At 72.0% G+C, this 24,186-nt stretch carries 25 protein-coding genes and 2 pseudogenes; 14 read left to right on the top strand and 13 right to left on the bottom strand.

Annotation, left to right across the window (positions count from 1 at the left end; translation table 11 throughout):
• Window positions 1–80: 80 nt before the first annotated feature.
• Genes ABZ449_RS09610 through ABZ449_RS09595 form a run of 4 tightly spaced genes read right to left on the bottom strand, consistent with a single transcriptional unit; the run spans window position 81 to window position 3,175 of the window.
• Window positions 81–1,187, bottom strand: a complete 1,107-nt coding sequence (locus ABZ449_RS09610) for a glycosyltransferase family 4 protein (RefSeq protein WP_360342877.1) — start codon at window positions 1,185–1,187, stop codon at window positions 81–83.
• Window positions 1,184–1,699, bottom strand: a complete 516-nt coding sequence (locus ABZ449_RS09605; RefSeq protein ID WP_360342874.1) for a phosphoribosyltransferase family protein — start codon at window positions 1,697–1,699, stop codon at window positions 1,184–1,186. Before ABZ449_RS09605 ends, ABZ449_RS09610 begins: the two co-directional genes overlap by 4 nt.
• The gene (locus ABZ449_RS09600) at window positions 1,689–2,414 is read right to left on the bottom strand and encodes a 7-carboxy-7-deazaguanine synthase QueE (RefSeq protein WP_360342871.1); all 726 of its coding nucleotides are present in this window, start codon (window positions 2,412–2,414) and stop codon (window positions 1,689–1,691) included. Before ABZ449_RS09600 ends, ABZ449_RS09605 begins: the two co-directional genes overlap by 11 nt.
• A complete protein-coding gene (locus tag ABZ449_RS09595; RefSeq protein WP_360342868.1) occupies window positions 2,411–3,175 on the bottom strand; it encodes a 6-carboxytetrahydropterin synthase in 765 nt (254 codons plus the stop codon). Before ABZ449_RS09595 ends, ABZ449_RS09600 begins: the two co-directional genes overlap by 4 nt.
• A 137-nt stretch (window positions 3,176–3,312) precedes the next feature.
• On the opposite strand from ABZ449_RS09595, the gene ABZ449_RS09590 reads away from it, so the two are divergent.
• Window positions 3,313–4,587, top strand: coding sequence for a helix-turn-helix transcriptional regulator (locus tag ABZ449_RS09590; RefSeq protein WP_360342866.1), 1,275 nt, complete (start codon window positions 3,313–3,315; stop codon window positions 4,585–4,587).
• Here the strand turns inward: ABZ449_RS09590 and ABZ449_RS09585 are convergent.
• Window positions 4,570–5,205, bottom strand: a complete 636-nt coding sequence (locus tag ABZ449_RS09585) for an HAD family phosphatase (protein WP_360342863.1) — start codon at window positions 5,203–5,205, stop codon at window positions 4,570–4,572. The two genes, ABZ449_RS09590 and ABZ449_RS09585, sit on opposite strands and share 18 nt — an antisense overlap.
• Window positions 5,206–5,309: 104 nt before the next feature.
• Here ABZ449_RS09585 and ABZ449_RS09580 point away from each other — a divergent pair, with 104 nt between their 5' ends.
• A complete protein-coding gene (locus ABZ449_RS09580) occupies window positions 5,310–5,558 on the top strand; it encodes a hypothetical protein (RefSeq protein WP_360342860.1) in 249 nt (82 codons plus the stop codon).
• A 205-nt stretch (window positions 5,559–5,763) separates the two neighbouring features.
• On the opposite strand, the gene ABZ449_RS09575 is transcribed toward ABZ449_RS09580, so the two are convergent.
• The 3 genes from ABZ449_RS09575 to ABZ449_RS09565 form a co-directional block, all read right to left on the bottom strand.
• Window positions 5,764–6,828 (bottom strand): hypothetical protein, encoded by a 1,065-nt coding sequence (locus ABZ449_RS09575; RefSeq protein ID WP_360342857.1) that lies wholly within the window; start codon window positions 6,826–6,828, stop codon window positions 5,764–5,766.
• 413 nt (window positions 6,829–7,241) lie between these two features.
• Window positions 7,242–7,556, bottom strand: a complete 315-nt coding sequence (locus ABZ449_RS09570; protein ID WP_360342854.1) for a hypothetical protein — start codon at window positions 7,554–7,556, stop codon at window positions 7,242–7,244.
• 466 nt (window positions 7,557–8,022) lie between these two features.
• On the bottom strand, window positions 8,023–9,387 hold the full coding sequence (locus ABZ449_RS09565; protein WP_360342851.1) for a tetratricopeptide repeat protein: 1,365 nt from the start codon (window positions 9,385–9,387) through the stop codon (window positions 8,023–8,025).
• 256 nt (window positions 9,388–9,643) lie between these two features.
• Here ABZ449_RS09565 and ABZ449_RS09560 point away from each other — a divergent pair, with 256 nt between their 5' ends.
• The 7 genes from ABZ449_RS09560 to ABZ449_RS09530 all read left to right on the top strand — a co-directional run bounded on the left by ABZ449_RS09560 (window position 9,644) and on the right by ABZ449_RS09530 (window position 16,541).
• Entirely contained in the window at window positions 9,644–10,210 is a 567-nt protein-coding gene (locus tag ABZ449_RS09560; protein WP_360342848.1) for an ATP-binding protein, read from the top strand.
• Window positions 10,211–10,424: 214 nt separating this feature from the next.
• Entirely contained in the window at window positions 10,425–11,378 is a 954-nt protein-coding gene (locus ABZ449_RS09555; RefSeq protein ID WP_360342845.1) for a hypothetical protein, read from the top strand.
• Complete coding sequence (locus ABZ449_RS09550) at window positions 11,375–12,844, top strand: hypothetical protein (RefSeq protein WP_360342842.1); 1,470 nt, start codon at window positions 11,375–11,377, stop codon at window positions 12,842–12,844. Before ABZ449_RS09555 ends, ABZ449_RS09550 begins: the two co-directional genes overlap by 4 nt.
• Window positions 12,845–13,013: 169 nt before the next feature.
• Entirely contained in the window at window positions 13,014–13,982 is a 969-nt protein-coding gene (locus ABZ449_RS09545) for a hypothetical protein (protein ID WP_360342839.1), read from the top strand.
• Window positions 13,936–15,447: a radical SAM protein gene (locus tag ABZ449_RS09540; RefSeq protein ID WP_360342836.1), complete on the top strand. Its 1,512-nt coding sequence runs from the start codon at window positions 13,936–13,938 to the stop codon at window positions 15,445–15,447. The genes ABZ449_RS09545 and ABZ449_RS09540 overlap by 47 nt, the downstream gene beginning before the upstream one ends.
• Window positions 15,444–15,989, top strand: coding sequence for a dTMP kinase (locus ABZ449_RS09535; RefSeq protein ID WP_360342834.1), 546 nt, complete (start codon window positions 15,444–15,446; stop codon window positions 15,987–15,989). The genes ABZ449_RS09540 and ABZ449_RS09535 overlap by 4 nt, the downstream gene beginning before the upstream one ends.
• 87 nt (window positions 15,990–16,076) lie before the next feature.
• Window positions 16,077–16,541 (top strand): NUDIX domain-containing protein, encoded by a 465-nt coding sequence (locus ABZ449_RS09530; protein WP_360342831.1) that lies wholly within the window; start codon window positions 16,077–16,079, stop codon window positions 16,539–16,541.
• A 61-nt stretch (window positions 16,542–16,602) separates the two neighbouring features.
• Here the strand turns inward: ABZ449_RS09530 and ABZ449_RS09525 are convergent, their stop codons facing one another.
• The 3 genes and pseudogenes from ABZ449_RS09525 to ABZ449_RS09515 all read right to left on the bottom strand — a co-directional run.
• The gene (locus ABZ449_RS09525) at window positions 16,603–16,980 is read right to left on the bottom strand and encodes a ribosomal protein L7/L12 (RefSeq protein ID WP_360342828.1); all 378 of its coding nucleotides are present in this window, start codon (window positions 16,978–16,980) and stop codon (window positions 16,603–16,605) included.
• A 394-nt stretch (window positions 16,981–17,374) separates the two neighbouring features.
• On the bottom strand, window positions 17,375–17,671 hold the full coding sequence (locus ABZ449_RS09520; RefSeq protein WP_360342825.1) for a hypothetical protein: 297 nt from the start codon (window positions 17,669–17,671) through the stop codon (window positions 17,375–17,377).
• A 162-nt stretch (window positions 17,672–17,833) separates the two neighbouring features.
• A pseudogene (locus ABZ449_RS09515) lies at window positions 17,834–17,932 on the bottom strand (IS5/IS1182 family transposase); the annotation flags it as partial.
• 34 nt (window positions 17,933–17,966) lie between these two features.
• Here ABZ449_RS09515 and ABZ449_RS09510 point away from each other — a divergent pair.
• The 3 genes and pseudogenes from ABZ449_RS09510 to ABZ449_RS09500 all read left to right on the top strand — a co-directional run.
• Window positions 17,967–18,273: pseudogene (locus ABZ449_RS09510) on the top strand (ATP-dependent DNA ligase); the annotation flags it as partial.
• A 218-nt stretch (window positions 18,274–18,491) separates the two neighbouring features.
• Complete coding sequence (locus ABZ449_RS09505) at window positions 18,492–18,710, top strand: ferredoxin (RefSeq protein ID WP_360342822.1); 219 nt, start codon at window positions 18,492–18,494, stop codon at window positions 18,708–18,710.
• 92 nt (window positions 18,711–18,802) lie between these two features.
• Window positions 18,803–20,011: a cytochrome P450 gene (locus tag ABZ449_RS09500; protein ID WP_360342819.1), complete on the top strand. Its 1,209-nt coding sequence runs from the start codon at window positions 18,803–18,805 to the stop codon at window positions 20,009–20,011.
• A gap of 597 nt (window positions 20,012–20,608) precedes the next feature.
• Here the strand turns inward: ABZ449_RS09500 and ABZ449_RS09495 are convergent.
• Together ABZ449_RS09495 and ABZ449_RS09490 are read right to left on the bottom strand one after the other, a co-directional pair.
• Window positions 20,609–21,157, bottom strand: a complete 549-nt coding sequence (locus ABZ449_RS09495; RefSeq protein WP_360342816.1) for a hypothetical protein — start codon at window positions 21,155–21,157, stop codon at window positions 20,609–20,611.
• 370 nt (window positions 21,158–21,527) lie between these two features.
• Window positions 21,528–22,106, bottom strand: a complete 579-nt coding sequence (locus ABZ449_RS09490) for a helix-turn-helix domain-containing protein (RefSeq protein ID WP_360342813.1) — start codon at window positions 22,104–22,106, stop codon at window positions 21,528–21,530.
• Between the two features lie 107 nt (window positions 22,107–22,213).
• On the opposite strand from ABZ449_RS09490, the gene ABZ449_RS09485 reads away from it, so the two are divergent.
• Window positions 22,214–23,095, top strand: coding sequence for an SDR family oxidoreductase (locus ABZ449_RS09485; protein ID WP_360342810.1), 882 nt, complete (start codon window positions 22,214–22,216; stop codon window positions 23,093–23,095).
• A gap of 66 nt (window positions 23,096–23,161) precedes the next feature.
• On the top strand, window positions 23,162–24,013 hold the full coding sequence (locus tag ABZ449_RS09480; protein WP_360342807.1) for an NAD(P)H-binding protein: 852 nt from the start codon (window positions 23,162–23,164) through the stop codon (window positions 24,011–24,013).
• Window positions 24,014–24,186 lie beyond the last annotated feature (173 nt).

Below are 24,186 nucleotides of genomic sequence, written 5' to 3'. Positions count from 1 at the left end.
CTCCTCTTGTCCGTGGGAAGGAGCGACGGGGCCGCGCGGTGCGCCCGCGCGGCGCGGCGGCGGTGCTCGAGTGGGCGGCGCTACAGGCCCAAGGCGTTCAGCAGCGCGCGGGCGGACTTCTCGGGGGTGAACCGGGCGACCTGCCGGGGCGCCATGGTGCTCGCCTGCCGGTAGCCGTCCGGGTCGGCCAGCAGGACGCCGAGTGCTGACCACAGTGCGTGCGGGCCGGCGTCCAGCGGGACGGTGCGTCCGGCCGCTCGGGCCAGCAGCGGCACGTTGCCGAGATCGAAGCTGACCACCGGGGTGCCGACGGACAGGGCCTCGGCCGCGGTGAAGCAGAACGTCTCGGGCACGGTCGTGGAGATGACGGTGGCCGCTGCGCCGGCGAAGAAGCCGGGCACTTCGGACCAGCCGAGCGCCGGCAGGACCGACACGACGTCCGGGCGCCGGGCCGCGACTGCCCGGCAGGCAGCGAGGGTCTGGGCCTGCCCGCCGGGCCGGAGCTCGAAGCCCGCCTCGGCGAGTACCAGTTCGACGGGCCGGGCCCAGCTGTCGGGCAGGGCGTAAAGGAGTTCGGCGAGTCCCTTGGCCGGGTCGGCACGCGAGACGATGCGCACCGGCCCGGTCTCCCGCAGCTTCTCCCGCTCTCCGGCAGGCGTGGGCGCAAGGAGAGTGTGCAGGGCGTTGGGGACGGTCACCCAGCGGGTGGTGTCCAGACCCGCCGCGGCACCGCTGTTCGCGAGATAGTCGCTGGCGGGGCAGATGACGTCGGCCGCGATCAGCGCGCGCTGCCACCGGTCCTCATCCCTGGGGCGGATCTTGTGGACCATCAGGGCCGTGGTGACACCGTCGGGCGCCGGGTCGAGGTAGCCCAGGCCCCACAAGGTGTCGCCCCAGCAGACGGCGTCCACCCGGCAACCGGTGAGGATGCGGCGGACCTCCTCCACCACCGGGCGGGGGTCGGCGAGGGCGGCGAGCACGTCGGCGTTGGTCGCCGGCTGCGGCAGGCTGACGCTTCCCAGCCGGACCACACCCGGCTCGGGCCTGTACGGGGCGGGTCCGGCCGCCAGGACCAGCGGCGTGTGTCCCAGCCGGCGCAGGCCCTCGACCAGGGCCCCGATGGACCGGTCGATCCCCGACGGCTGGTCGAGCCGGTAGGACAGCAGGCACAACGCGACCGTGCTCACGCCCCCTCCCCCGTCCGGTCCACGGCGCTTTCCCACGGGAAGACGACCCAGCACCGCACCGTCTCCCCGATCGACGTCACCGCGTGGGCCGGCGGCCGGTCGCCCGTCCAATTCGCCGTGTTGACCACCAGCACCGCGCTGCGCACCCGGGCCGCACCGGCCTGCTCGACCAGGCGCGCGGCGGCGGCGAGGGTTTCGCCGGTGCCGGCCACGTCGTCGACCACCAGGACGTCCCGTCCGGCGACGTCTCCCAGCGAGGCGCTGTTGCGGGTCACCGGCCGGGCGGTCTTCGCCGCGTCGGTGGAGTCGTCGACAGTGTGGGTGATCTCCAGCGCGCGCACGTCCCGGACGCCGAGCCGGTGCGCGAGGATCACGGCGGGGACCAGGCCGCCCCGCACCACACCGACAACGGTCTGCGGGAGAGGGCCCGGCCCCAGGGCACGGGTGATCCGTTCGGTCTGATCGGCGATGTCGTCCCACGTCAGATACTTGGTGGTGACGTCAGCGGCCACGTTCGTCCTCCCAGATCAGGGTGTGCAGGCGCCCGGAGATGTTCCAGCCGCGTTCGACCGCGGGGCGGGTGAGGGCGCGCAGGCCGGCGATGACGGCCGCGGCCGTGGTGGCCTGCGGCATGACCCACACCTGCTCCAAGCCGTGCTCGTCCTGGAGGGCGGCGACTTCCTCCACATCGGCGGGGGTGTCGAGGACGAACTTGAACACCGCCCGGCCGGTCGCCTGGAACGCCTTGAGCACGGCGGGCCTGATCCGGCGCGAGGCCGGCATGCCCATGTGCGCGAGCTTCGGCGACACGACGTAGAGCGAGACGTGCTGGTCGAACGCGGGATCGGGGGCGATCGTGCCGTTGGTCTCGATCTCGATACGGCGCCCGGCGCCGGTGAGGCGGCCGGCGGCGGGCAGGAGCTGGGTCTGCTGCATCATCGGCTCGCCACCGGTGATGATCACCAGCTTCGTCGGGTGCCCGAGGAGTTCGGCGGCAACGTGCTCGGCCGGCAAGGGGCTGGTCTGCTCGGCACGGGAGTAGCGCTTCCAGTCCCACGAGTACGGGGTGTCACAGGAGTCGCAGGCGAGATTGCAGTCGCCCAGGCGCAGAAACGACGCGAGCTGTCCGGCCGACGGGCCCTCGCCCTGGATCGTGGGGCCGAACACCTCGCACACCAGCACATCCCGCGGCCGACTCCGGCCGAGGATCACGTCCGTCGTCGTCATGCTGACACCCGCGCGTCCGGGGTGAACTGCGCCCAGGTGCTCTCGGTCTCCGACACCCGGACGGCGAACAGCCGGCCCTGCGCGTCCGCCAGGCCGCGGCCGGCCAGCCACCCGGCGAGGTGCGCGGCCAGGTGCTCCGACGTCGGGGTGACGTCAACGACCCGGTTGAGGACCTTCCCCTCGAACCCGGATGCCAGCAGGGCACGCAGCTCGCCGGGTACGGGCAGAAGCCGGTTGCCGTCCGGTCCGGACGGCAGGGTGACCAGGTAGGCGTGGCCGTGCTGCCGGCCGCACTTGTGCCCGTCCGGCAGGCCGTCGAGCCAGTGCCGGGCTCTGAACCGGACACTGTGCGCCTGGTCGGCGCGCGGGAGCCGGCCGGTCAGCACGCGGATCGCGTGCAGGCGCTCGCGGGCGCCGTCGGGCAGGTTCACCGCCGCCCAGGCGTGCAGGTGCTCGGCGATCCCCTGATCGCTCGGGTCGAGGACGACCCGGTCCAGGTCACGGTGATCGAGGACCGTGTCGATGTGGGTGCGGAACCCGGCGAGGTCGCCGAAGTCGGTGACGAACCCGGGCGCGGTCAGCTCACGCGCCGTCAGCGTCATCTCCGCGGTGATCAGATCGCTCCCGTCGACACCGTGCACCGTGCGGGCGGCATCGAAGCCGACGAGCTTGCCGATGGTGTAGGTGCCGGCCAGACGCGTCTCCCAAGAGGACGCGCCCGCCTGGGGCGAGAGCCTGAGCAGGGGTTCGGAGTTCGGCATCGTGCCCCCTTCTGAACGGGCAGCCAATTGGCCTGCCGTCGTTGCTTTCTGTGCTGAAACGAGCACACACCGCCAGCGAGGCAGGGACAATGGAATCGGGCGATCCAGCAGCGATCCCAAATCCGAGGAGCGTCGCGATGTCCGAGCGACTGCGGAACGGTATGAGAGAGGCACGCCGGGACTCCGGCCTGTCCTGGGAGCGCTTCGCCCGGGATGTGGGCTTCAGCCCCGCGTATCTGCGCAACGTGGAGAACGGGAACCGAGCGGTGACCGCCGATGTGGCCGCCGCCTACGACCGGGTTCTACGCTCGGGTGGGAGATTCACCCGAGCACTGGCGGCTGACGGGCCTTCGACCGCAGGCTGGGACGAGGACGGAGCGACCCTGACCGTCCTCGCGGAACTGGTGGATGGGAGAAGAGTGGATCGCAGGAGCTTCGTCACCGCCGGTGTCGCGCTGTCGGCCTCGGCCGGGCGCTGGGTGAAGGCCCTCGGCCGAGCCCGACCCGACCATCCCGCCCAGGCCGGCGGGGGGCCGGGGCTGCTCGCGAACATCGAACACCGCCTGGACCATCTACGCCGGGTCGACGACGAACTCGGAAGCGGCGAGGTCCGCAAGCAAGCAGCCGGCGAGCTGTCCCTTGCAGTGACCCTGCTCAAGACGGGCCGCTACGCCTCCACCCGGCTGTACCGGATCGCCTCGGAAGCCGCCCGGCAGGTGGCGTGGTGCAGCTTCGACCAGGGACGTCCCGGCACCGCGCAGCGCTACTTCGACGCCTCCCTGCGGGCCTCCGCCGAAGCCGACGACGTCATCGGCGGCGCCTACGCGCTTTCCTTCGCGGCAGTGCAGTGCTACTCCACGCCCGGCCAGGCCCACCGCGCGGTGGACCTCCTCGACGCAGCCCGGGCCGCAGTGCGGGGACAGGGCACCCCGCGGATGGAGGCCATGCTCGCCGCCCGCACCGCCCGCGCGCTGTCGAAGACCGGGGCGAGGACGGCGACCGGGCACCAGCTCCACCTGGCGCACGCCGCCCTGGACAAGGGGTCCAGGGACGACGACCCCGACTTCCTGTACTGGGTGACCTACGGCGAGATCGAGATGATCGCCGGATCCTCGGCGCTCGACCTCGGCGACCCGGCCGAGGCACTGCGCCGCTTCGAGGCCGGCATGCGGGCATACCCGGGAGACGAAGAGTTCCCCCGCAGCCACGCCATCTACCTGGCCCGTGCGGCGGAGGCTCATCTCGCGCAGGACGACCTCGACGCGGCCGTCGCAACCGGCCGCCGCGCGGCCGTCTGCCTCGGCTCCGTCGACTCCGCCCGGTCGGCCTCCCAGCTCAAGGGCCTGCGCGACAAGCTTGCGCCGCACACCGCCTACCGCCCGGTCCGCGACTTCCTAGAAGAGGCCAGGTAGGCGCAGCGACTCGCGCAGCCGGCCGGCCACCACCTTCTCGTCCAGCCCGAGCACCGGGGTGATTCCGAGCTCGGCTGCGGTGGCCAAGTTCTGCTCGCTGTCGTCGACGAACAGGCACTCCTCCGCCGACACGCCGAGCCTGTCCAGTACGAGGCGGAAGATCGCCGGGTCCGGCTTGCGCAGACCAACCTCGGCCGACAGCACCACCTCGTCGAACGAGCCGACGAGGTCGAACCCGGCGTAGGGGTCATAGGGCTCTCGCCCGAGGCTGTTCGACAGCACCGCCGTCCTGACCCCGGCAGCCCGGGCCTGCCGCGCGACTTCGACGACTGGGTAAGCCGGGAAGGCATCGTGCAGGTACCGGGCCATCAGGTTGTCCGGCGCCACACCCATCAGGGCCGCGAACCCGTTGTTCCAGTCCACCTGGGAGATGCGGGCCAGTTCAAGCTGACGGAACAGCTCCTGCCCTCGAGGATCGGCCCAGGCACGAAGGAAGGTCCCGCGGGCAATCCCTTCCCGGCCCTCGAACGCGGAGATCACTTCGACCATATTGAAGGTCAGGACACCGAAGAAGTCGAGGATCAACCCACGGTAGGCGGACGCTCCAGCTTTCACCATTCCCAGAGCCTACGGCGCAACGCGAAGTTCCGGGCGGCCTCGGGCAATCCGATGGATGCGGCGTTGGACAGCTGGCACACCGGTGACAGCCTCGACATGGGGACATGCGGTTCGGCCTCGCTGGCGCGCCGCACACCGCAGCAGCCTGGCTTCACGTCCCCGGCTCGGCGGGTAGGACAACATGCACCGACGCAGCCCGCCGCGCCCTCGCCCACCTGCCCGATGTCCACTCCGAACGGCTCGTCCGCTCCCTCAACGACATCGCCGACGCCCCGCACGCCCACCGCACCGTGCCCTGCGTCACCGAGTACCTGGACACCGACCACGCCGCCGCTCTCCCGCCAGCTGCCTGAAGGACCACATGAGCCCCGCCATCGCCCTGCAGCGCCAGCCACACCACCGACCTGCTCGATATCCTCGCCGACGTCTGGGCCGAGGCGCACACTGGCCACACCGACGTCGCCGCCGGGTTCACCCCCGACACCCTGCGCCACCAGATCTGTCCAGGATGTCCACATTCAAAGGGAAAGCCCTGCCATCAAGTAAACGTCACCGCTATCACGGTAAATTCGGTAGAGCCCCCCGAGATTCAAGTCCGAATCTTGCCGGAAGATCCTTGCCTGCCCTATCGAAGATGCGCCGAAGCCACGAGCCCGGAGAAAACCTCTGATCCCACGCAAGCGCTCCCTCCTCGCCATCATCGAGTAGGCCGCCCCAGCGGTATTCAGCTGGATTCGGTGCACCGGGGGTGGCGGGCTCACCGTATTCGTTCACGGCAATTGGGTCAGGTCGAAGCTGGTCGACGATCCAGCCGACCTCGTCTCGCATCGGAGACAAGGGGCGATCAAGCCACGCAATCCCATCCTTGGTCTCTAGCAGGTCAAGGGTAGGGGCATAGATGGCCATGGGAAGATCGGGTGATAGAAAAAATTCGAGCTGACCATCGATTAGAAATGCACGTTGGGAGTCGCCTGCTTCGGCAAGACGCTGCGCGATACCTGTGAGTCGTTCCACGGTGCGCTCTCGCGCAAGTGCGAGCGACTGCAAACGAGGGTCCTCCTCTCGCAGGGTTTCCGGAAACCCCGTTCTCTCAAGAAGATCAACCGCAACGAATGACAGTGCATCGGCTGTCTCAAGGAGATCGGTGTCCTGCCACCAGCGCTGGTCGGCGCCCATTATTTCTCGCAGCCACTGCAGAGTCCGGTGGACATCGCGTACATCGTCATTCCGGAATCCCGTCGGCGGCTTCATGACGAACTTCGGGTCGTCCCGGTATTCGAGGAGCAGATTCCAATAGGTCCAAGTATGTGCCGCGATCAGGTGACCAAGCCTGTTCCGCGCCACCTCGAACATTGCCTCGCGCTGTTCCTCTTCGCGCCTACGCTCGGCCGCCACTCGGCGGGACTCGATGCCTCGCTCGATCGCGGCGACAGCAATACCGACGATTAGGCCCGTGATCAACGCGGAACCCAGTCCGATGCGGGCCGAATCATCAAAGGGAGCAGACAAGACAAGCCCAAGTCCGACTACTCCCACGACAACGGTACCGAACACAAACAGCGCTTCGCGTCTTTTTGCGATCCATCCCATTGACTCGCGGAAACGATGAGCGGAAATCTTCATATCAGATCCCCTTCTCATGTGAAACTGCCACCAAGCTTCAAAGTCGAGCGTGGGGAGCGGAGCAGAAAGCCCGGGGCGACAGGGGTGGTTTTTCAACGACTGAAGCTTAGGTGTCGGCGTCGCGATCCAGCCAAGGCCCGGCCAACCAAAGTCGGATAGAAACTCGCCCGCCCGAGCTCACGACATACCGCCCGGAATGATCTATTGATTATGCCTGCGTGTCACCGGCCCTAACGAGGCCACTATTTCAATGCTGGCACAATTGTCGCATTGGCGCCCTGCGGGGCGCGCGACAGAGGTTCCGAGTGATCATTCACCCCGATTCGTCAGCCGTGATCGCTGCTCGATGAGGTGATCGGTTCCCCCGGCTTGTTCCCGAGAGTGTCGGGCGGGGTCGTCGCGTGTTGCTGCCGCTACGACGGGTTCCATGGCTCGGGGTAGTGCTGGTGTCCTCCGTTCTGGTCTTCGTCGGGTCGGGGTCGACTCGTCAGGTGACGGGCGGAAGGCTGGTGGTGCGGCTCCAGACTGTGGTGAACGGGCTGGCCCAAGGCGACGCGCAGGTCGCGGTTGTCGGCGTGGGCCCGCCAGCCGTGCATGCCCACGTCGTAGTCGGCGCAGATCAACGCGGCACGCACCCCCGCCGGGCGACGCGGGGTGACGCTCTCGTCCCAGGCGAGGACGTCCAGGACCGCACAGCCGTTCAGCACCGCCCCGCCCAGAGCCGCCACCTGACGTTCCCACGTGCTCCGGACCGAGAGCTGGATGAGCGGCGGCCCGCCCTACTCGACCTTGTGCGTGAAGAACATGCCCGGGGTGTCGTCCGTGATCATCGCTCGACGCGTCGGCCCCGCGCACGCGGGGATAGCTCAAGAACCACGCCAACCGCGACCACCGCACCAAGGCCCAGGCAAGGAGGTACGACAGCCCCTCGCAGCCGTCGGCCCCGCGCTCGCGGGGATATGTTCTGCCCGGCGTCACCGGGCCTCGGCTTCTGGTGGATCACCTGCTCGAGCACGTCGAGAGCGGCGGCGCGGTCGGCGAAGTGCATGGCCTCGCCACGAGGAAAGCGGTTGGGGCGGCAGGGGTTCGGCTCGCTGGTGGACAGGATTCGCGTTCCTGCGGCTCTGCGCTGCCGTGCCCGATCGGAAACCAGGTGCCTGCCTCGGAACTTCCTTCCGGCCGTGTCCGGATGAGTCAGGCGGCGAGAGCCTTCCGGGCGCGTTCCGACAGCGTGGCGGCGCCGGGTACGCCGCGTGCCTGGTACCGCCGCATGGTGTTGCGCATGGACTGGATGGACTCGGTGTTGCGCTTCGAGGTGATGCCGTCCATGAGGTCCAACGCTTCTCCCCACGTGGACACGGCTTCGTCCATCTGGCCCCTGCTGTCGAGGGTGCTCGCCAGTTCGCCCAGCGTCAGCGCATGGACTCGCCGGTACTTCTCCGGGTCACGGCCGGCCAGCGCGGCGCGGCGGTGCTTCTCGGCGTTCCTGTGGTCGCCCAGCTCCGAGAGTGTCTTACCCGTGTGGGAGCTGATGGTGGCGCCGGCCGGTCCAGCGGCCAGCGCGTAGTCGGCGGCCGGATCGGTGGTCCTGACGAGAGCGTCCTCCGCGGACAGCAGCGCGTCCGCGGCCTTGCCGCCTTGCCGGGTGGCGCCATAGGCACGGGCGCTCGTGATGAGCAGCATCGCCCACGTCTGGGCGTCGACACGGCCGTTGGCGCGGCGCAAGGCTTCCTCCGCGAGGGCCACACAGTGCTCGGGCTGCTTGAGGTTGAGTGCCTGGTGGGCGAGTGCCCGGAGCATCCACGCACCGTGGCCGTGGTAGTCGGCGATGCAGGCGAGCTGGTACCCGAGGAGGTAGTAGCGCTGGGCAGCTCCTTCCTGCTGAAGATCGTGGTGCTTCCACGCGAGCAGGTAGGCGAGTTCGGCAACGGCGTTGAAGGCGTCGAGACGCACCTTCTCGTCCTCGTACCGACCGCTGAGCATCGGCGTGGCCGCGTCGGTGAGGTAGAAGGTGGCCGCGGTCAAGCCGTGGCCTCCGCCCAACTGCTCGTCAGCGGCACGGAACACCTGCACGGTGTTCCGGACGGCGGCCACGTCGGCCTTGCCGACCCGGGCGCCGGGTTGGCGGGCACGCAGCGTACGGTCGACCGCCTCGTGGTCGTAGCTGAGTGGCAGGGCCAGTGCGGCCGAGACGTAGACGGAGTGCTGGAGGAAGTCTCGGCGGTTGATGTCCATCAGAACCCTCCCGAGGTCAGTGGTGGCGGCAACCGGGTCGGTCGACAGCGTCGGAAGGCTTTGCGGGTGTGCTTCGCCGTACCCGATCTCGTCCAGTGTGACCAGTCGTCCCACGATCTTGCTCAGCGCCTGGGCCAGATGTTCGGCAGCGCGCGCCTTCGGTCGTCGGTGGCCGCTGCACCACATCGACACCGTGGACTTCGTCGTCCCGGTGCCGAGGTCGCCGTTGACGGCCGCCTGCTCGCGGTGCGCACGTGCCACCACGTCCAGCTTCAATCCGTGACCACTGATGAACTGCTGGAGAGCAGTGTTGGACGCTGACATAGGTCCCTCCCCAGATCCGGATGTGAACCTTGTGAACCACATTCCGTGATGCTGACTGTACCGAGAGATACCGCTCCGGTGTTGAACTGATCAGGCACCTCAACACGGCCCAACGTACCGCCAATGTTCAAGAGCAGCGGTTCTGTTGGACGAACCGTCGCCGTGACTTCGCGCTGCGACCAGTCCCGAGGTGTCCGTTCTCAGGGTGCCACGAGGTGCCCCGAGATACCCGACCCCGAGCGAGTGAGGCGCCCCCATGGAGCCGAGATCACGCACCATCACGACACGGTTCCCTGCCGAACGGGAACGGATCGGCGATCTCCGCCGCTGGGCGAGGACGGCGCTGCCGACGCTCGGCCTGGACGGTCGGCAGCAGGACGCCGTGCTGGACGATCTGCAGCTCGTGCTGAGCGAACTCGGCACGAACGCCGTCGTGCACGGCTGCGGCGGCGAGCGGCCGGACGTGATGCTGACCGCCCGCCTGCGGTACGACGCGGGTGTGCTGTGGGTGTCCGTGACCGACCCGGGGCTCGGCCGGCCCGAGTACCGGTCGGCCGGCGACGAGGCGACCTGCGGTCGCGGGCTGATGCTCGTCACGGCGGTCGTGTCCCGGTTCGGAGTCGAAGAGCTCCCCGAGGGCGGCAAGGAGATCTGGGCCGAGATCGGGCTTCCCGAGCAGGCGCGTCCGGCGGCCACCGTGGGCGAGCAGGTCCACCCGCGGGTCGCGGCGCCGCGAGCGGACGCGCTCGTGCGGGAGTTCCGGCCTCGGCCCGCCGTGGGCCGGCTGCCCGGGCAGCCGGCGCGCGACCGAATACCGGCGTGACCGGCACCTCGTAGGCCTCCGGTAGCACCTGCCGCCTCCGCACACGGCTGCCTGTGCACACCGGTGCCACCGGAGTCCGGAACACCCGTCCCTGGAGCGACACGGCGGCGGGTGGCGGAAGAGCACCGCCCCGCCCGCACGGGGCGTGCACGCTCACCGCCTCCCGGGGCCGCTTCCCCCTCCATCCGTCCACTCCGAACCCGAGGACTGCGCCGTGAGCGTCGGAACGCGCACCAAGACGCTGCTCAGGACCATCAGCCCGGCCCGCAGACTGGACATCGCGGCCTCCTACGAGGCCCTGACGCAGGCCTGCGTGGCCACCGGCGACGACTCCGCGAAGGCCGAGCTGGTCAGCGACAGCCCGAACCACCTGTGGTCGCTCGGCTCGCGCTCGCGCGCGCTCGCCATCGTGCACCCGGACCTGGACGAGGCCTGGGCGCTCGTCAAGGGCGCGCAGTTCCTGCGGCAGCACCGGCTTCCCGTCGCCTCTCCCTGGTACACCGACATCCGCCCGGCCGCCGACGGCCGGGCCGTCACCTTCTGGCACGACCCCGGGAGGCCGAGCACCGACACGTCCCTGTCCGCATGGGTGACCGCCCTCACCCACCGCATCGACCCCGCGTCGGCGCCGTGGCTGAGGGAGCACGACCCGTTCGCCCACCTGCTCGACGGACTGGACGACGCCCCGCTCGACGATGCCGCCCGCCGGTTCCTGCGCGAGCACACGGCGCAGCTGCGCGAGGAGTGGGACTACCTGGACTGGCCGACACCGGACACCGTCGTCCTCGGCGCCCTCGGCTTGGTCCCCTGCCACGACGACGGCGTCCACGTCGGCCTCCTGCTGCGCCGCCCGCTGACGCGTGGCCACCGGGAGTGGGACCTGGTCGCCGCCCGCTGGCGCTCCGAACTGCTCACCGGCCCGCGCGAGGACCACCGGACCTATGCCGACACCTACCTCTCCTACGAGCGGGAGGGCCGGCTCCCGGACCACCCCTACATCGGCGCCTGGTCCGGCTACCAGGTCGTGCGTGACGTCGTCGTCCTCACCGCGGTGATGCACACGGTGCGCCGCGCCCACCTCGACGCCGCCGCCCACCGGCAGGCCGCCCACCGCGTCGCTTGCCTGCGCGGTGCCCACCCCGCCCCGTGGAACTGGGGGCCGCGATGACGGCCTCCCGCACGGACGTCCGCCCGCTGCCGGAGGTCCACGAGCCCCTGGTCCTGCGGTGCGGCCACCACCTCACGGAGGAGATCACCATGCCCATGACCCCGTCGCAGTGCACCCCGGCCGCCGCCGACCCCCTGGCCGCCGACCCCCTGGCCGCCGCCGGCTTGGCCGACCTGGACCCTGACGCCCTGACCGACCGCCCCGAGCACCTGGTCACCGACGCCTGGCTCGCCCCCGCCACCGAGCTGGCCCTGCACCTGCTCGACCGGGCCGACCCCGGCACCCTCGCGGCCGGCTCCCGCACCGCCCCCGGCCACACCCTGCTCCTGCTCGCCGCGCCCCGCGACGGCCACCCGGCGATCCACCTGCGCCTGCCCGACAGCTCCATCCCTGACAGCACCTCCCCCGACGGCACCACTTGCGCCGGGCCCTGGCCCGCCGACCGCACCACCGCCCTCGTCCCGCTCGTCGGCACCCTGGAACTCGCCCTCTACCGCGACCGGGACGACGTCGACCACGACGAACCCCAGTACCTGCGCACCCTGGACCCCGGCCAGGTCTGCCTCCTGCACGCCGGTGCCACGACCCGGCTCACAGGCTCCCCGGACAGCGCGCAGCTCATCGCGTCCCACGCCCCGGCCTCCACCCAGGCCCCCACCCCGGCCCCGGGCACCGCGCCGCTGACCCCGGACGAGTACCGGGCCGCCGCCGCCGACGCCCACGCGCGCCTCACCGGCCCCCGCCCGACCGGTGCGGCCCGGGCCGCCGCACCCCGGCTGGAGGACATCCCCGACCTGCGCGCCGCCGACCTGCCGCGGATCCACGCCGAGTCCGACGTCCTCCACCGCCTCGCCGCCGACCGCGGTCTCCTGTCCTACCTGGTCACCACCACCGTCCTCGCCCCCGAGCGGTACGAGGCCTCCCGCACCACCCTGCTGCTGGACCGTCTCGTCCTGTCCACGGCGGACGACCTCGGGTACGAGATCCGCCTCAACACCAACCCCCGCCCCGGCAACCAGCTGCTCCCGCACGACCACGCCTACCCGTTCGCCGCCCGCGTCCTGACCGGCGGCTACCTCCACACCGTCTTCCTGCGCACCGACGGCCGCACCCACGGTTGCGCCGACGGCCGCGCCGACGACCGCGCCGACGGCCCGTTCACCTCCGGCGACCTGCGCCCGGCCGTCACCACCACCGAACTCCCTGGCAGCAGCTACACCCTGGCGCCCACGCTCGTGCACCGGGCCGTCATGCTGCCCGGCACGACCACCCTCATGCTGCGCGGCCCCTACCGCTCCGCCGCCCACGCCGCCTCCGACCTGGTCCCGCCGGTCTCCGCCTGGCCCCCACCAGTCGGCGGCGAGGCACCGGCGCACTCGCGCCGGATGACCGACGCCGAGCACCACGCGCTCTACCGGAGCCTCGCCGCCGCAGGCGTGATCGACCCCGTGCCCGAGCGCCGGTGACGCAGCACCCGGCCCCATGACCCCGGCGCTCCGGTGCCCCGATGCCGACGGGATCCCCGCGCTCCGGTGCCCCGACGTCGCCGGGATCCCGGCCGAACCGGCCCCGGCGCCCGCCCGGACTTGGCAAGCTGGGGCGGCCCACTTCGGCACCCTAGGCAAGGAGCGCCCCGTGCACACCGTCCTGACGACCGATCACCCAGCCTGGCAGGAGAACACCGAGGGCCACCGGCAGCGCCCCCTGCGCACCGCCGACGGCCGCTGGCTGGCCACCCTCACCCCCGACGGCCTCGACCTGGCCTGCGTGGACGGCACGGAGGACACCAAGCCCGCCCTCGTCACCACCGACCCGACGTCGCTGCCCGGCACCGTCCCGCCCGCCCTCCTCGCCGGCCTGCGCGGTCTCGGGCCGAGCGTGCGGGTGGCCAACCCGTGGCTGTGGGACGCGATCACCACGGCGGTCCTGCGCCAGGTCGTCCGCGCCGACCAGGCCCGGCGCCTCTATCGCGGCTGGTGCGCGGCCCACGGCACCGAGCTGCCCGCCCCCGGCAACGGTCCCGACAACGGCCCCGCTCCCGACAACGGCCCCGCTCCCGGCAACGGCGCCGCCTCCGACAACGGCAACGGCCCCGCCTCCGACAACGGCCGCGGCCCCGCTCCCGACCGCACCCTGCACACCGCGCCGACGCCCGAGACCGTCCTCACCCTGACCGACGAGCAGTTCGCCGCCGTCGGAACGACGTTCCACCGCACCGCGCTGCGCGCGGCCGCGAACGCGTACCTGGAGCACCGGGCCCGCTGGGAGCGGCTGGACGCCCCGGCCCTGGCCGCCGAGCTCGTGGGCGTGGAGCGGATCGGGCCCTGGACGGCGGCCGCGGCGGCCGCCGACTTCACCGGCGACTTCTCCGTCTACCCGCACGCCGACCTCGCGGTCCGCACCTGGGCCGCCCGCATCGCCCCCGACCACCCCTGGCCCGCCGCCGACAAGCCGAAGAAGACCGAGGCCCTGTTCGGCGCGCACTGGCACCACCTGGCCGGCGACGAACCGCGCCACCTGCACACCCTCACCCTGTCGACACTCACCTGGGGGGCCCATGCCCGCACCGATCAGCTCGGAGGAACAGACCCGCACCGCCCATGACCTGGTCGCCGGCGCCGACCCGGACCGCGCCCTCGACTGCCTGTTCGTCAACGCCCCGCTGCGCGACTACGGCCTGCGCCCGCGCGTCAACGACTACACGCTGCCGGTCCTCGGCATGGGCTACATCGCCACCCACGTCGCCGCGCACGGCTTCAACGTCGGGATCCTGGATGCCGAGGCCCACGGACTCGGCATCCGGCACACCGCCGACATCGTCAACGCGCTGCGGCCGCGCTGGGCCGCCTTCAACCTCCTCGCCCCGACCTACGAGCTGACGGCGCGGATCGCCGCCGCCCTGGACCCGGCGATCGCGCTGATGGCCGGCGGCCACCACGCCAAGGCCGACCCGCGGCGGGTCCTGGCCGACCCGCGCTTCGCCCGTCTGGAGGCCCTGGTGGTCGGCGAGGGCGAGATGCGGGTCACCGCCCTGCTCGGGGACGTCCACCGGCGCCGCGAACTGCCGAAGGTGATGTGGCGCGACCGCCTGCTCGGTACCACCGCCTGCGGCATCCCGCGACGTGGCGACACCGCCCGCTGGCTCGCCCCGGACATCGACGCCCTCGCCGTCGACCGCCGCTTCCTCGCCCAGGATCCGTACCGGGCCGCCGACGGCCGCATCGAGGCCAACCTGGTGTGCTCGCGCGGCTGCCCCTACGAGTGCGGGTTCTGCGGCGCCGCCGCCTCCATGAACCCCGAGGTCAGCATCCGCACCCGCACCCCCGAGAACATCATCGCCGAGATGCACCGGCTCGACGCCGACTTCGGGTGCACGGCCTTCCGCGCGGTGGACGACCTCTTCCTCGGCGCCCGCCGCGTCATCCACCCCGCCCTGGACGCCTTCGCCGCCGAGCGCGTCGGCGAGAGGTACGTGTGGGACGCCACCGGCCGCATCAACGTCCTCGACCGCGAGAGCGACACCGTCCTGGAGCGGCTGCGCGGCAACGGACTGCGCGAGGTCGCGCTGGGGATCGAATCCGGCTCCGCCCGGATCCTGGAGGCGATGGACAAGCGGATCACCCCCGCGATGACGCTCACCGTCGCCCGCCGGCTGCTGGAGAAGGGCATCGGCGTGAAGGGGTACTTCATCCTCGGCTACCCCGGCGAGACCACGGACGACGCCCTCGCCACCCTCGCCCACATCCGCGAGCTCTGGGCCCTGTCCGACCGCCTGCCCGGCACCTTCCGCGCCTCCGCGTTCACCTTCCGCCCCTACCCCGGCTCGCCCGTCTTCGCCGACCTCGTCCGCCAGGGCTGGGACCCGGAGGCCATGCAGACCTACCAGGACGTCGACCTCACCGCACACGGCGCCGACGAGGCGATGCGCGGCCGCGACGAGTTCAACTTCGCCACCGGCCAGCAGTTCGGCCACGTCCCCCTCGCCCGGCTCTACGGCTGGCTCGCCGACATCTCCCGCGAACAGCACCACCGCAACGCCGCCGCGGCCCGCCGCGAGGTGACCGCGTGAACGGACTGCTGCTCACCGTGGACGGGCCCAGCGGCCTGGGCAAGTCCACCGCCGTCGCCGCCACCGCCCGCGCCCTGCGGGCCGCCGGACACACCGTCCACACCGCCACCGGGCCCTCCGCCACCCCCTACGGCCAGGCCGTGCGCGCGGCCGCCGCGACGATGCGAGGCCGCGCCCTCGCCCTGGCCGTGGCCGCCGACCGCCTCCACCAGCTCGACACCGACGTCCGCCCCCGCCGCGCCGCCGGCACCACCGTGCTGCTGGACCGCTACCTGCCCTCCACCCTCGTCCTCCAGCGCGCCGACGGCGTCGACACCGACTTCCTCCTCGCCGTCAACGAGGGCGCGGACGTCCCCGACCTTGCCGTCCTCCTCACCGCCGACCCGACACCGTGCAGCGCCGCCTCGCCCACCGCGGCACCCGGCACCGCTTCGAACTCGACGCCGCCGCCACCGCCCGCGAACTGCGGCTCTACCAGGAGGCCGTCCCCGTGCTCGAACGGCTCGGCTACCGGCTCCACACCGTGGACACCACCCACCTGACCCCCGAGCAGACCGCACGGGCCATCCTGGAACAGGTCCCACCCCGGACGATCAACACCAAAATCCCGTACGGGAGTTAGAGAGAACATGAGCACCAGCGACACGAGTCCCGCCCCGCTTCCCGTCGTGGACGTCCACGTCATCCTGCGCACCCCGGACGGCAAGGTCCTGCTGTCCCAGCGCGGCGGCCCCTACGGCTACGGCCAGTGGCACGCCCCCAGCGGAAAACTCGACCCCGGCGAGAAGCCCGCCCACGGCGCCGCCCGCGAACTGCAGGAGGAGACCGGGATCACGGTAGACCCGGCCCACCTCCACCTCGCCCACACCGTCCTGCACCGCCAGGACCCGGCGATCCTGCGCCTGGGGCTGTTCTACCTCGCCGCCGAATGGGAGGGGGAGCCGGTCAACCGCGAACCCGACAAGTGCCTGGACCTGCGCTGGTTCACCGAGGACGGCCTGCCCGACGACCTGATCCCCTACCCCGCCGCCGGCATCCGCGGCGCCCTCACCGATCCCGGCGGCCTGGTCCACCACGGCTGGCCGCCTGCGTGACGGCCCCGGCCCACCCGTACTCACCCTCTGGCCCCTTGCTGCTTTCAGGAGTGCCAGGGGTTCAGAGGGTGAGGCCGGTCGGCCCGTAGGTGCGGCAGAACTTGCAGGCACAGCTTGTGAGGGAGTTCGCCTGGCAATGGGCCGACGGCCAGTAGCGGGACGCACAGGGGCCCGGGTCGAGCGGCGTCTCGTCCCCGGGCGCCGTCCTGTCGCACCAGGTGCAGCGGACGGCCGCGGGCACACCCGCCTCCCGCAACCGCCGGGCCGCCCCGACGGCGACGTCGAACGGAACCTCCTCCAGAACCACCGCAGGGGCGCTGCCCAGGAGCAGCTTGCTGTGCCACAGGCTCAGCCCGGTCACCGCCCTGACGGCTCGCAGGGCATCCGGCCCCCCGCTCCCGGATCCGGTCACCAGCGCGGTGAACCCTGGCACCTCCACGGGCGCACCTCCTCCGGCAATGGGGAACCGCCCCAGTATGTCGGCGGACAGACCCCTCGGCCCACCGGTTTTCGGCGGCAGCCGAGCCGCGGTGGAGAGGCGTCAGGTGGGGATCAGGAAGACGAACGCGAACGGGTCTGTGAGCTCAGCCTCAACCAGCGGCTGGACCCAGCGTGGTGCGGCCGCGCTCACCTCCATCGCCGCGCCCGCCCCGCCCGCCGCCGCGAAGGCGCGAGCCGCGCGCGGTCTGCGGTGTCCCGGTGCGACCCGCGTCCGGTCGGCGTGCCTGCGGGCCTTCGGGCAAGCCGAGTGCCTGGTACAGGGCCGTGAGGTGGTCGCGGGCGGCGAGGGCGTGCCGGACGGTGCGGCAGAGCTGTTCGCTCCGTTACTCCGACTACTCCGACCGCTCCGGCCAGCGCCTACCCCACTCCTTGACCACCCGGTCGCCGACGGCGAGCGACCGATACGTCCGGCCGTTCACCTCGATGCTGAGCTCCCGCCCCTCGTCGGTGCGGATGTGCATCATGTAGTGGCCCGTCGGGCCGTAGGTACCGGTCGAACTGCTCACCCCCCGGCCGGTGACCACCCCGGTGTAGGCGTCCTTGCTCTCGCCCAACCCGTGCGCGGCGATCATCGCCAGGACCATGGCGAGCGGGCCGATGGAGAGGAGCAGGACAATGGTGTTCGACATGTGCGATCCCCCTGCATCGACGACGGCACAGGCCATCCACGGCAGCGTACCGGTCTTGTGGGCGCCAGCCCAGAAGGCTTACGTAGAGGGGCTGTTCGGCCCCGGTCCGGGGTCAGGGCTGACTCTTGTCCATGACGGCTCGAACGGGGTGCAGTCGGCGCATTGTCCCGGCGTGATGACCAGGGACAATGTCCGGAAGCCGCCCTCCGCGCTCAGGTGGATCTTGGTGGTGCGACCGCCTCGGGACCGTCCTGGGGCCTCGCCGACCGCCCGGGCGGCGGGCGAGCCGGGGCTCGGCCCGTGGGTGATGCTCGGCAAGACCTTCAAGGGGCTGACCGACCGGACGCTCGCCTGGCAGACCGCCGAGTTGCCCGCCCGGGAGACCGCACGGGACGCCCGGACGGTGCTGGTCCGGACGGTGCTGGTCCGGCCGGAACCGGTCGTCGAGGTCGCCTTCGACGGCCTCCAGCGCAGCCCCCGCTACCCCGCCGGGCTGACCCCTGCGGTTCGCCCGGGTGGTGCGCTACCGGCCGGACAAGAGCGCCGCCGAGGCCGACACGGTGCCCTCCGTGCGGGAGTTGGCCACCGCCGAAGGCTCGTGAGGCCGTCCGCACGGCCGGGTCCGCCGACCCGTCCGGCGAAGTACCGTCGGTTGAAACGCATGACGCCGCAATGGGGGTTCACACACAGGGGCCGAATCAGCCGTTCTCGATCCGGCCACCGTACCCCTCCGTGAACGGACCGGCGACGGCTAGGTTGACCGTGACAACGAGAGGCGGCCGCCGGGCAGCCGGCGCCGCCCTGGCGAAAGGTGCCCGACATGCAGGTGAGCGTAGACCGGGACCGTTGCTGCAGCTCCGGCATGTGCGTGATGAACGCCCCCGAGGTCTTCGACCAGGACGACCGGGACAGTCTGGTGAGGCTTCGTCAGATCGCGCTGCTGCCCGAGCAGTTCGACGACGTCAGACTGGCCGCCGACCTCTGCCCGGGTCGGGCGATCACCGTCACCGAGGACCAGCCCGCGCAGACCGGGGCCTGACCGGCCCCGCCGCCGGCCCCACAGGCCGCCGGGGACTCCCTGCACCCCCGACAGCCCCACGAGGACCCCCGCGACATGAGGAGACCCCCGCCGTGACCGCCACACCCACCGCCCCCGCCGTCCCGCTGCTGCCGGCCCCGCACTCCAGCGGCTGCCCGTTCGGTCCGCCGCCCGCGTACTCCGAGGCCGCCGCCACCGGGCCGGTGACCAGGGCCGAGCTGCCCGACGGCGACCTCTGCTGGCTGGTCACCGGCTTCGCCGAGGTCCGCACCGTGCTGTCCGACCGCCGGTTCAGTGCCGACATACGCCACCCGGCCTTCCCGCTGCTGGTCGCCGGCGCTCGCAAGCTGATCACCGACAATCCGGACTTCCTGCGGCTCGACGACCCCGAGCACGCCCGCCAGCGCCGCATGATCACCGGGGAATTCCTGGTCAAGCGGGTGGAGGCGCTGCGCCCGGAGATCCAGCGGATCGTGGACGAGGTACTGGACCGGATGACCGCGGGCCGGACCGCGGCCGACCTGGTCACCGACTTCGCGCTGCCGGTGCCCTCGCTGGTGATCTGCCTGCTGCTCGGCGTGCCGTACGAGGACCACGACCGTTTCCAGAGCCTGAGCCGCACGATGCTCAGCCGGGAGAGCACGGTGGAGCAGCTCCGGGAGGCCCAGGAGGAGGTCCGGGACTACCTGCGCGACCTGACGGCCCGCAAGCGCGCACAGCCGGAGGACGACGCCCTCAGCCGACTCGCGGCGCGGGACGACCTGACTCCGGACGACGTGGCCGGCATGGGCGTGCTGCTGCTGATCGCCGGGCACGAGACGACCGCGAACATGATCTCGCTGTCGACCGCGCTGTTGCTGGAGCGCCCCGAGCAGATCCCCGGCCTGGCCGACCCGGCCACCCTGCCGGGCGCGGTGGAGGAGCTGTTGCGGCTGCTGACCATCGTGCACACCGGCCTGCCCCGGGTGGCGCTGGAGGACGTGGAGCTGGGCGGCGTCACCGTCCGGGCCGGGGAGGGCGTGATGGCGATGCTCTCCACCGCCAACCGGGACGAGGCGGTGTTCGGCGGCGCCGGCCATCGGGCGACGGACGAGCTGGACCTGGACCGGGACGCCCGGCGGCACCTGGCGTTCGGCTTCGGCGTGCACCAGTGCCTGGGCCAGCCGCTGGCCCGCGCCGAACTCCAGATCGCCCTGGAGACGCTGTTCCGCCGGCTGCCGGGGCTGCGGCTGACCGGCGAGCGCGAGTTCCGTACCGAGTCGTTCATCTACGGGATGCGGTCACTGCCCGTGACCTGGTGAGCGGGGCCCAACGGAGAACTCTCACGGGAGTACTGGGCGGAGCTGTTCGGGCGATCATGTGCGGAGCCAGATGGCGAGAGCGGCTGCGGTGACGGTGCCGAGGTAGGACTCGGGGCAGGCTGCTCGTCCAGGGCTCCCTGCCCCGAGTAGGACGCCGGTCATCAGGGCCCGCCACCCGGTGCGACGGACCGTCAGCCCGCCGCGCCGTCCGGCCGCCTGAGGACCGCCGTCAGCGCCCGGACGCGGTGACTGCCCTGCGGACGTGCGGGACGGCACGCACGCAGGCGCCGCACCGTGTCGAGCCGCACGTTCCCCGGCCCGACGGGGTCGGCGACCGAACCGACCGCGTGGAAGGCCCAGTACTGGTTGAAGGCGGGCTCCTCGCGGAGCAGGAGGAATCGGAAGGGTTGGCACCTGTCACCCCTTCGGGGAGTGGGGCTGGCGCGCGCAGGCAGGGGTGCGGCAGCATCGGGGCGGGAGCCCGGTCCGGGCAGGACCGGGGGTGTTGAGGAGCGGGTGCCCGTCGTGGTGACGCGGGCACCCGCTTGGTGGGACAGCCATTGTCCGACGCCTGTCCGACGCGTGACGACTGACGACCTACACCTCATCACCCCAGTCGACGTCGGGCAGCGTCTCGCCGAACCGCTCCAGCGCCTCCTCCGGCCCGCAGCCGAAGGCGCGGCCGATGTACTCCCAGGACATCAGGTTGCTGCGGGCCTTGCGGCCGGCGAGCAGCGCGGTCGAACCGGCGGCGCGCTCGAACCGGGCGGCCGCACGGGCGGCGGCGTACGGCTTGCTCTCCGTCAGGTCGCAGATCCGGTCCACCAGTGCCGCGACCAGCTCCTCGACCTCGCGCGGCACCACGCCCTCGGCCAGGTCGACGTGCCACTCCCAGTCCGCGAACGGCCCGGTGGCCTCGCCCACCGCCTCGGTCGCCGCGTCGTCACCGAAGTCCAACAGGTGCACCCGCTCACCCCGCCAGCCGCAGCCGCAACCACCGCGCACCGCAACGGCCCGAGGACCGTCCGCACCGTTGTAGAGCCACCACGTGGTGCGCCCGTCCGGCAACGGCGCCGGCTCACTGCCGTCCGCCAGCACCGCCGCCGGGAAACCCCGGTGGCGTCCGCTCTCGTCGACCCATGGCATGCCGTGCCCCTCGCGTCCCTGGAGTACAGCACCAGGGTTCTCAGCCTGCGACGCAGTGTCAAGGCTTCGCGACAATCGGTGCGACCCGCAGATCAAGGGGGCCCACCCTGGTCCGGCAGGGCACGGTCCTGTACGTGGCGGTCTCCAACGCCCAGGCCTGGAAGGTCTCGCGCATGCAGGCGGTCGCCGACCTGCGCGGCTGGTCCCCGCTGGTCGCCCTGAAGGTCGAGTTCAGCGCCTCCCGGTCGGACCGCCTCGACGAGGCCGGCCGGATCGAACTCGGCTACCCGCACGACCTGCTGGCCGGCCACCACACCCGCAAGGTGACGCTTTCCGTCCACAGCACCGGCGCCGGACGGTGCCCGTCCGGTCAGCCCAGTGATGCGCTCGCGGCACGCAGTTCGTCCAGGGCCGCCAGGGCGCACCGGGCGAGCCCGTTCTCGGTGCCACGGTCGTCCTCGGCCCACTCGGCGTACCCCCGTTTGAAAGCGAGGACGCCCAGCTCGCCCGCGAGGGCCGCGGTCGGACCGGGCACGCCGCGGGCGAGCAGAGCGGTCGTCATCGCGGCCGCGAGGCCGACGGTCTTGAGGGCGTCGCGTTCCTGGAGCTCGGTGCTGGCGGCGACGGCCGCCTTCAGGCGGGGGGCGAGCTCGCGACTGCCGGGGCCCATGGCGGTCGAGGCGCGCTCGAGGCCGAGGGCGACCGCCTCGAGCGGGCTGGCGGTGTGGGGCGCGTCGGCGATCCCCTCGGCCAGCAGCCAGCACAGCGTCTCCTGCCCGGCGACCAGCAGCTCGCGCTTGTCCGGGAAGTGCCGGAAGAAGGTGCTCTTGGTGACTCCGGCGCGTTCGGCGATCTGCGCGACCGTCGTGGCGTCGTACCCCTGCTCCGTGAACAGGTCGACCGCGGCCACGACGAGGCGTTCACGCGCACCTGGTTCCCATCGACCCATGGGTTCAGCATATGCGACGGGACCCTTGTCCCGTGGTGATGGGACTCTTGTCCCGTCACGCTGTATGGTGATGGGACAAGAGTCCCATCGCTTGTGGAGGGTTTTCCATGCGCGTCTTCGTCACCGGCGGCACCGGTCTGATCGGTTCCGCCGTCGTCGCCGAACTCCTCGGCCACGGCCACACCGTCCTCGCGCTCGCCCGCTCCGAGGCCTCCGCACGGGCCGCCGAGGCGGCCGGCGCCGAGCCGCTGCGGGGAGGCCTCGCCGACCTGGACGTCCTGCGCTCCGGCGCCGCCCGGGCCGACGGGGTGGTCCACCTGGCCTTCGGCAACGACTTCAGCAGCCCCGAGGCCCTCGCGGGCAACGTCGCCGAGGAGACCGCCGCCCTCACCACCCTCGGCGAGGAACTCGTCGGCAGCGACCGTCCCCTGGTCACCGTCTCGGGCACGCCTTGGGTGCCGGGCCGTGCCTCCACCGAGGCCGACCCGGTGCCGACCGACGGGCCGGTCGGCGGCCGCGGTCGCACGGTCACGGCGATCCTGGGCCTGGCCTCCCGCGGGGTCCGGAGCACGTCCGTACGCCTGCCGCGCACGGTCCACCGCGAGGGCGCGGGCGGGTTCGCCGGCCTGCTGACCGACATCGCACGCCGGAGCGGGATCTCCGGCTACCCCGGCGACGGCACCCAGCGCTGGCCCGCCGTCCACGCGCTCGACGCGGCCGTCCTCTTCCGGCTCGCCCTGGAGCGGGCGCAGGCCGGTACCGCCTGGCACGCCGTGGCCGACGAGGGGGATGCGGTGCGGGACATCGCGGCCGTCATCGGCCGACGGCTGGGTGTTCCGGTCGAGTCGGTGCCGGAGGAGACGTACGGCCCGCTCGGCCCGATCTTCAAGGCCGACCAGCCGGCGTCCAGCACCCGTACCCGGCAGGCGCTCGGTTGGGAGCCGAGGCACCCCGGCCTCCTGGCGGACCTGGAGAACATCCGGCCCTGACCGGTGATCGACAACCATTCGTGCCCATACGGCACTTCACGTCCACGACAAGCAGGAGGTCCCATCATGCCGACAGTGGTCTTCGGCGCCCGAGGCAACGTCGGTCGTCACGTGGCCGGCGGCCTGCTGGCCGCCGGTGAGCAGGTCAGAGCGGTCAGCAGGGTCCCGGTCGCGGGCCCGACGCCCGGGTACGACGCAGTCGTCGCCGACCTGGGGCGTCCCGAGACGCTGCCCGCGGTGTTCGACGGCGCCGACAGGGTGTTCCTGTACGGAATGCTCGACCCCCGGCAGCCCTACGACATCGACGAGGTCGCCGCGGCGGCCGCAGCCGCGGGGATCCGGCAGGTGGTCCTGCTCTCGTCGGTGGCGGTCGTCCTGGACCCCGACGCCGACCACCCGGTCGCCCGGCTGAACCGCACGATCGAGCAGGCCGTCCAACGCTCCGGCCTGGACTGGACGTTCCTCAGGCCGGGGACGTTCGCGACCAACACCCGCACCTGGTGGGCCGAATCGATCCGCACCGACAACGTCGTCCGCCTTCCCCGTCCGTTCGCCCAGTCGGCACCGGTGCACGAGAAGGACATCGCGGCGCTGGCGGTGACCGCCCTGACCGAACCGGGCCACTCGCACCAGGCGTACACCGTCCACGGGGCCGAGTCTCTGACCCTGCAACGCCAGGTCGAGCACATCGGCGAGGCGATCGGCCGTCACATCCGGGTCGAGCACATCTCCGACGAGCAGGCCCGCGCGGACGTCGCCAGAACGATGCACCCGGTCGTGGCCGACGCGATCGTGAGCCAGTGGGCCGCCGCCGACGGCGTCGCGGCGGTGACCTCCGCCATCGCCGAAAAGATCACCGGCGCCCCGGCCCACACCTACGCCCAGTGGGCCGCCGACCACGCCGACGACTTCCGCTGAGCCCGCCGGGCCGGCTTGGCCAGCTCGGTGCCGAGGGCGACGACCTGGCGGACCTGGTCGGCCGCACCGCCCCGGTCACCGACGCCGAGGCCACCGACTCCCCGCCCCCACCGGACGGCGCCTTCAGCATCGGCCGACTCCCGGGCCGATGCGGCCCCGCCGCTGGAAAATCC

The sequence above is a fragment of the Kitasatospora sp. NPDC005856 genome (assembly GCF_040629945.1).
GTDB lineage: Bacteria > Actinomycetota > Actinomycetes > Streptomycetales > Streptomycetaceae > Kitasatospora.
The sequence above is the reverse complement of the archived record's forward strand: the minus strand, read 5'-3'. Positions and strand labels throughout refer to the sequence as shown.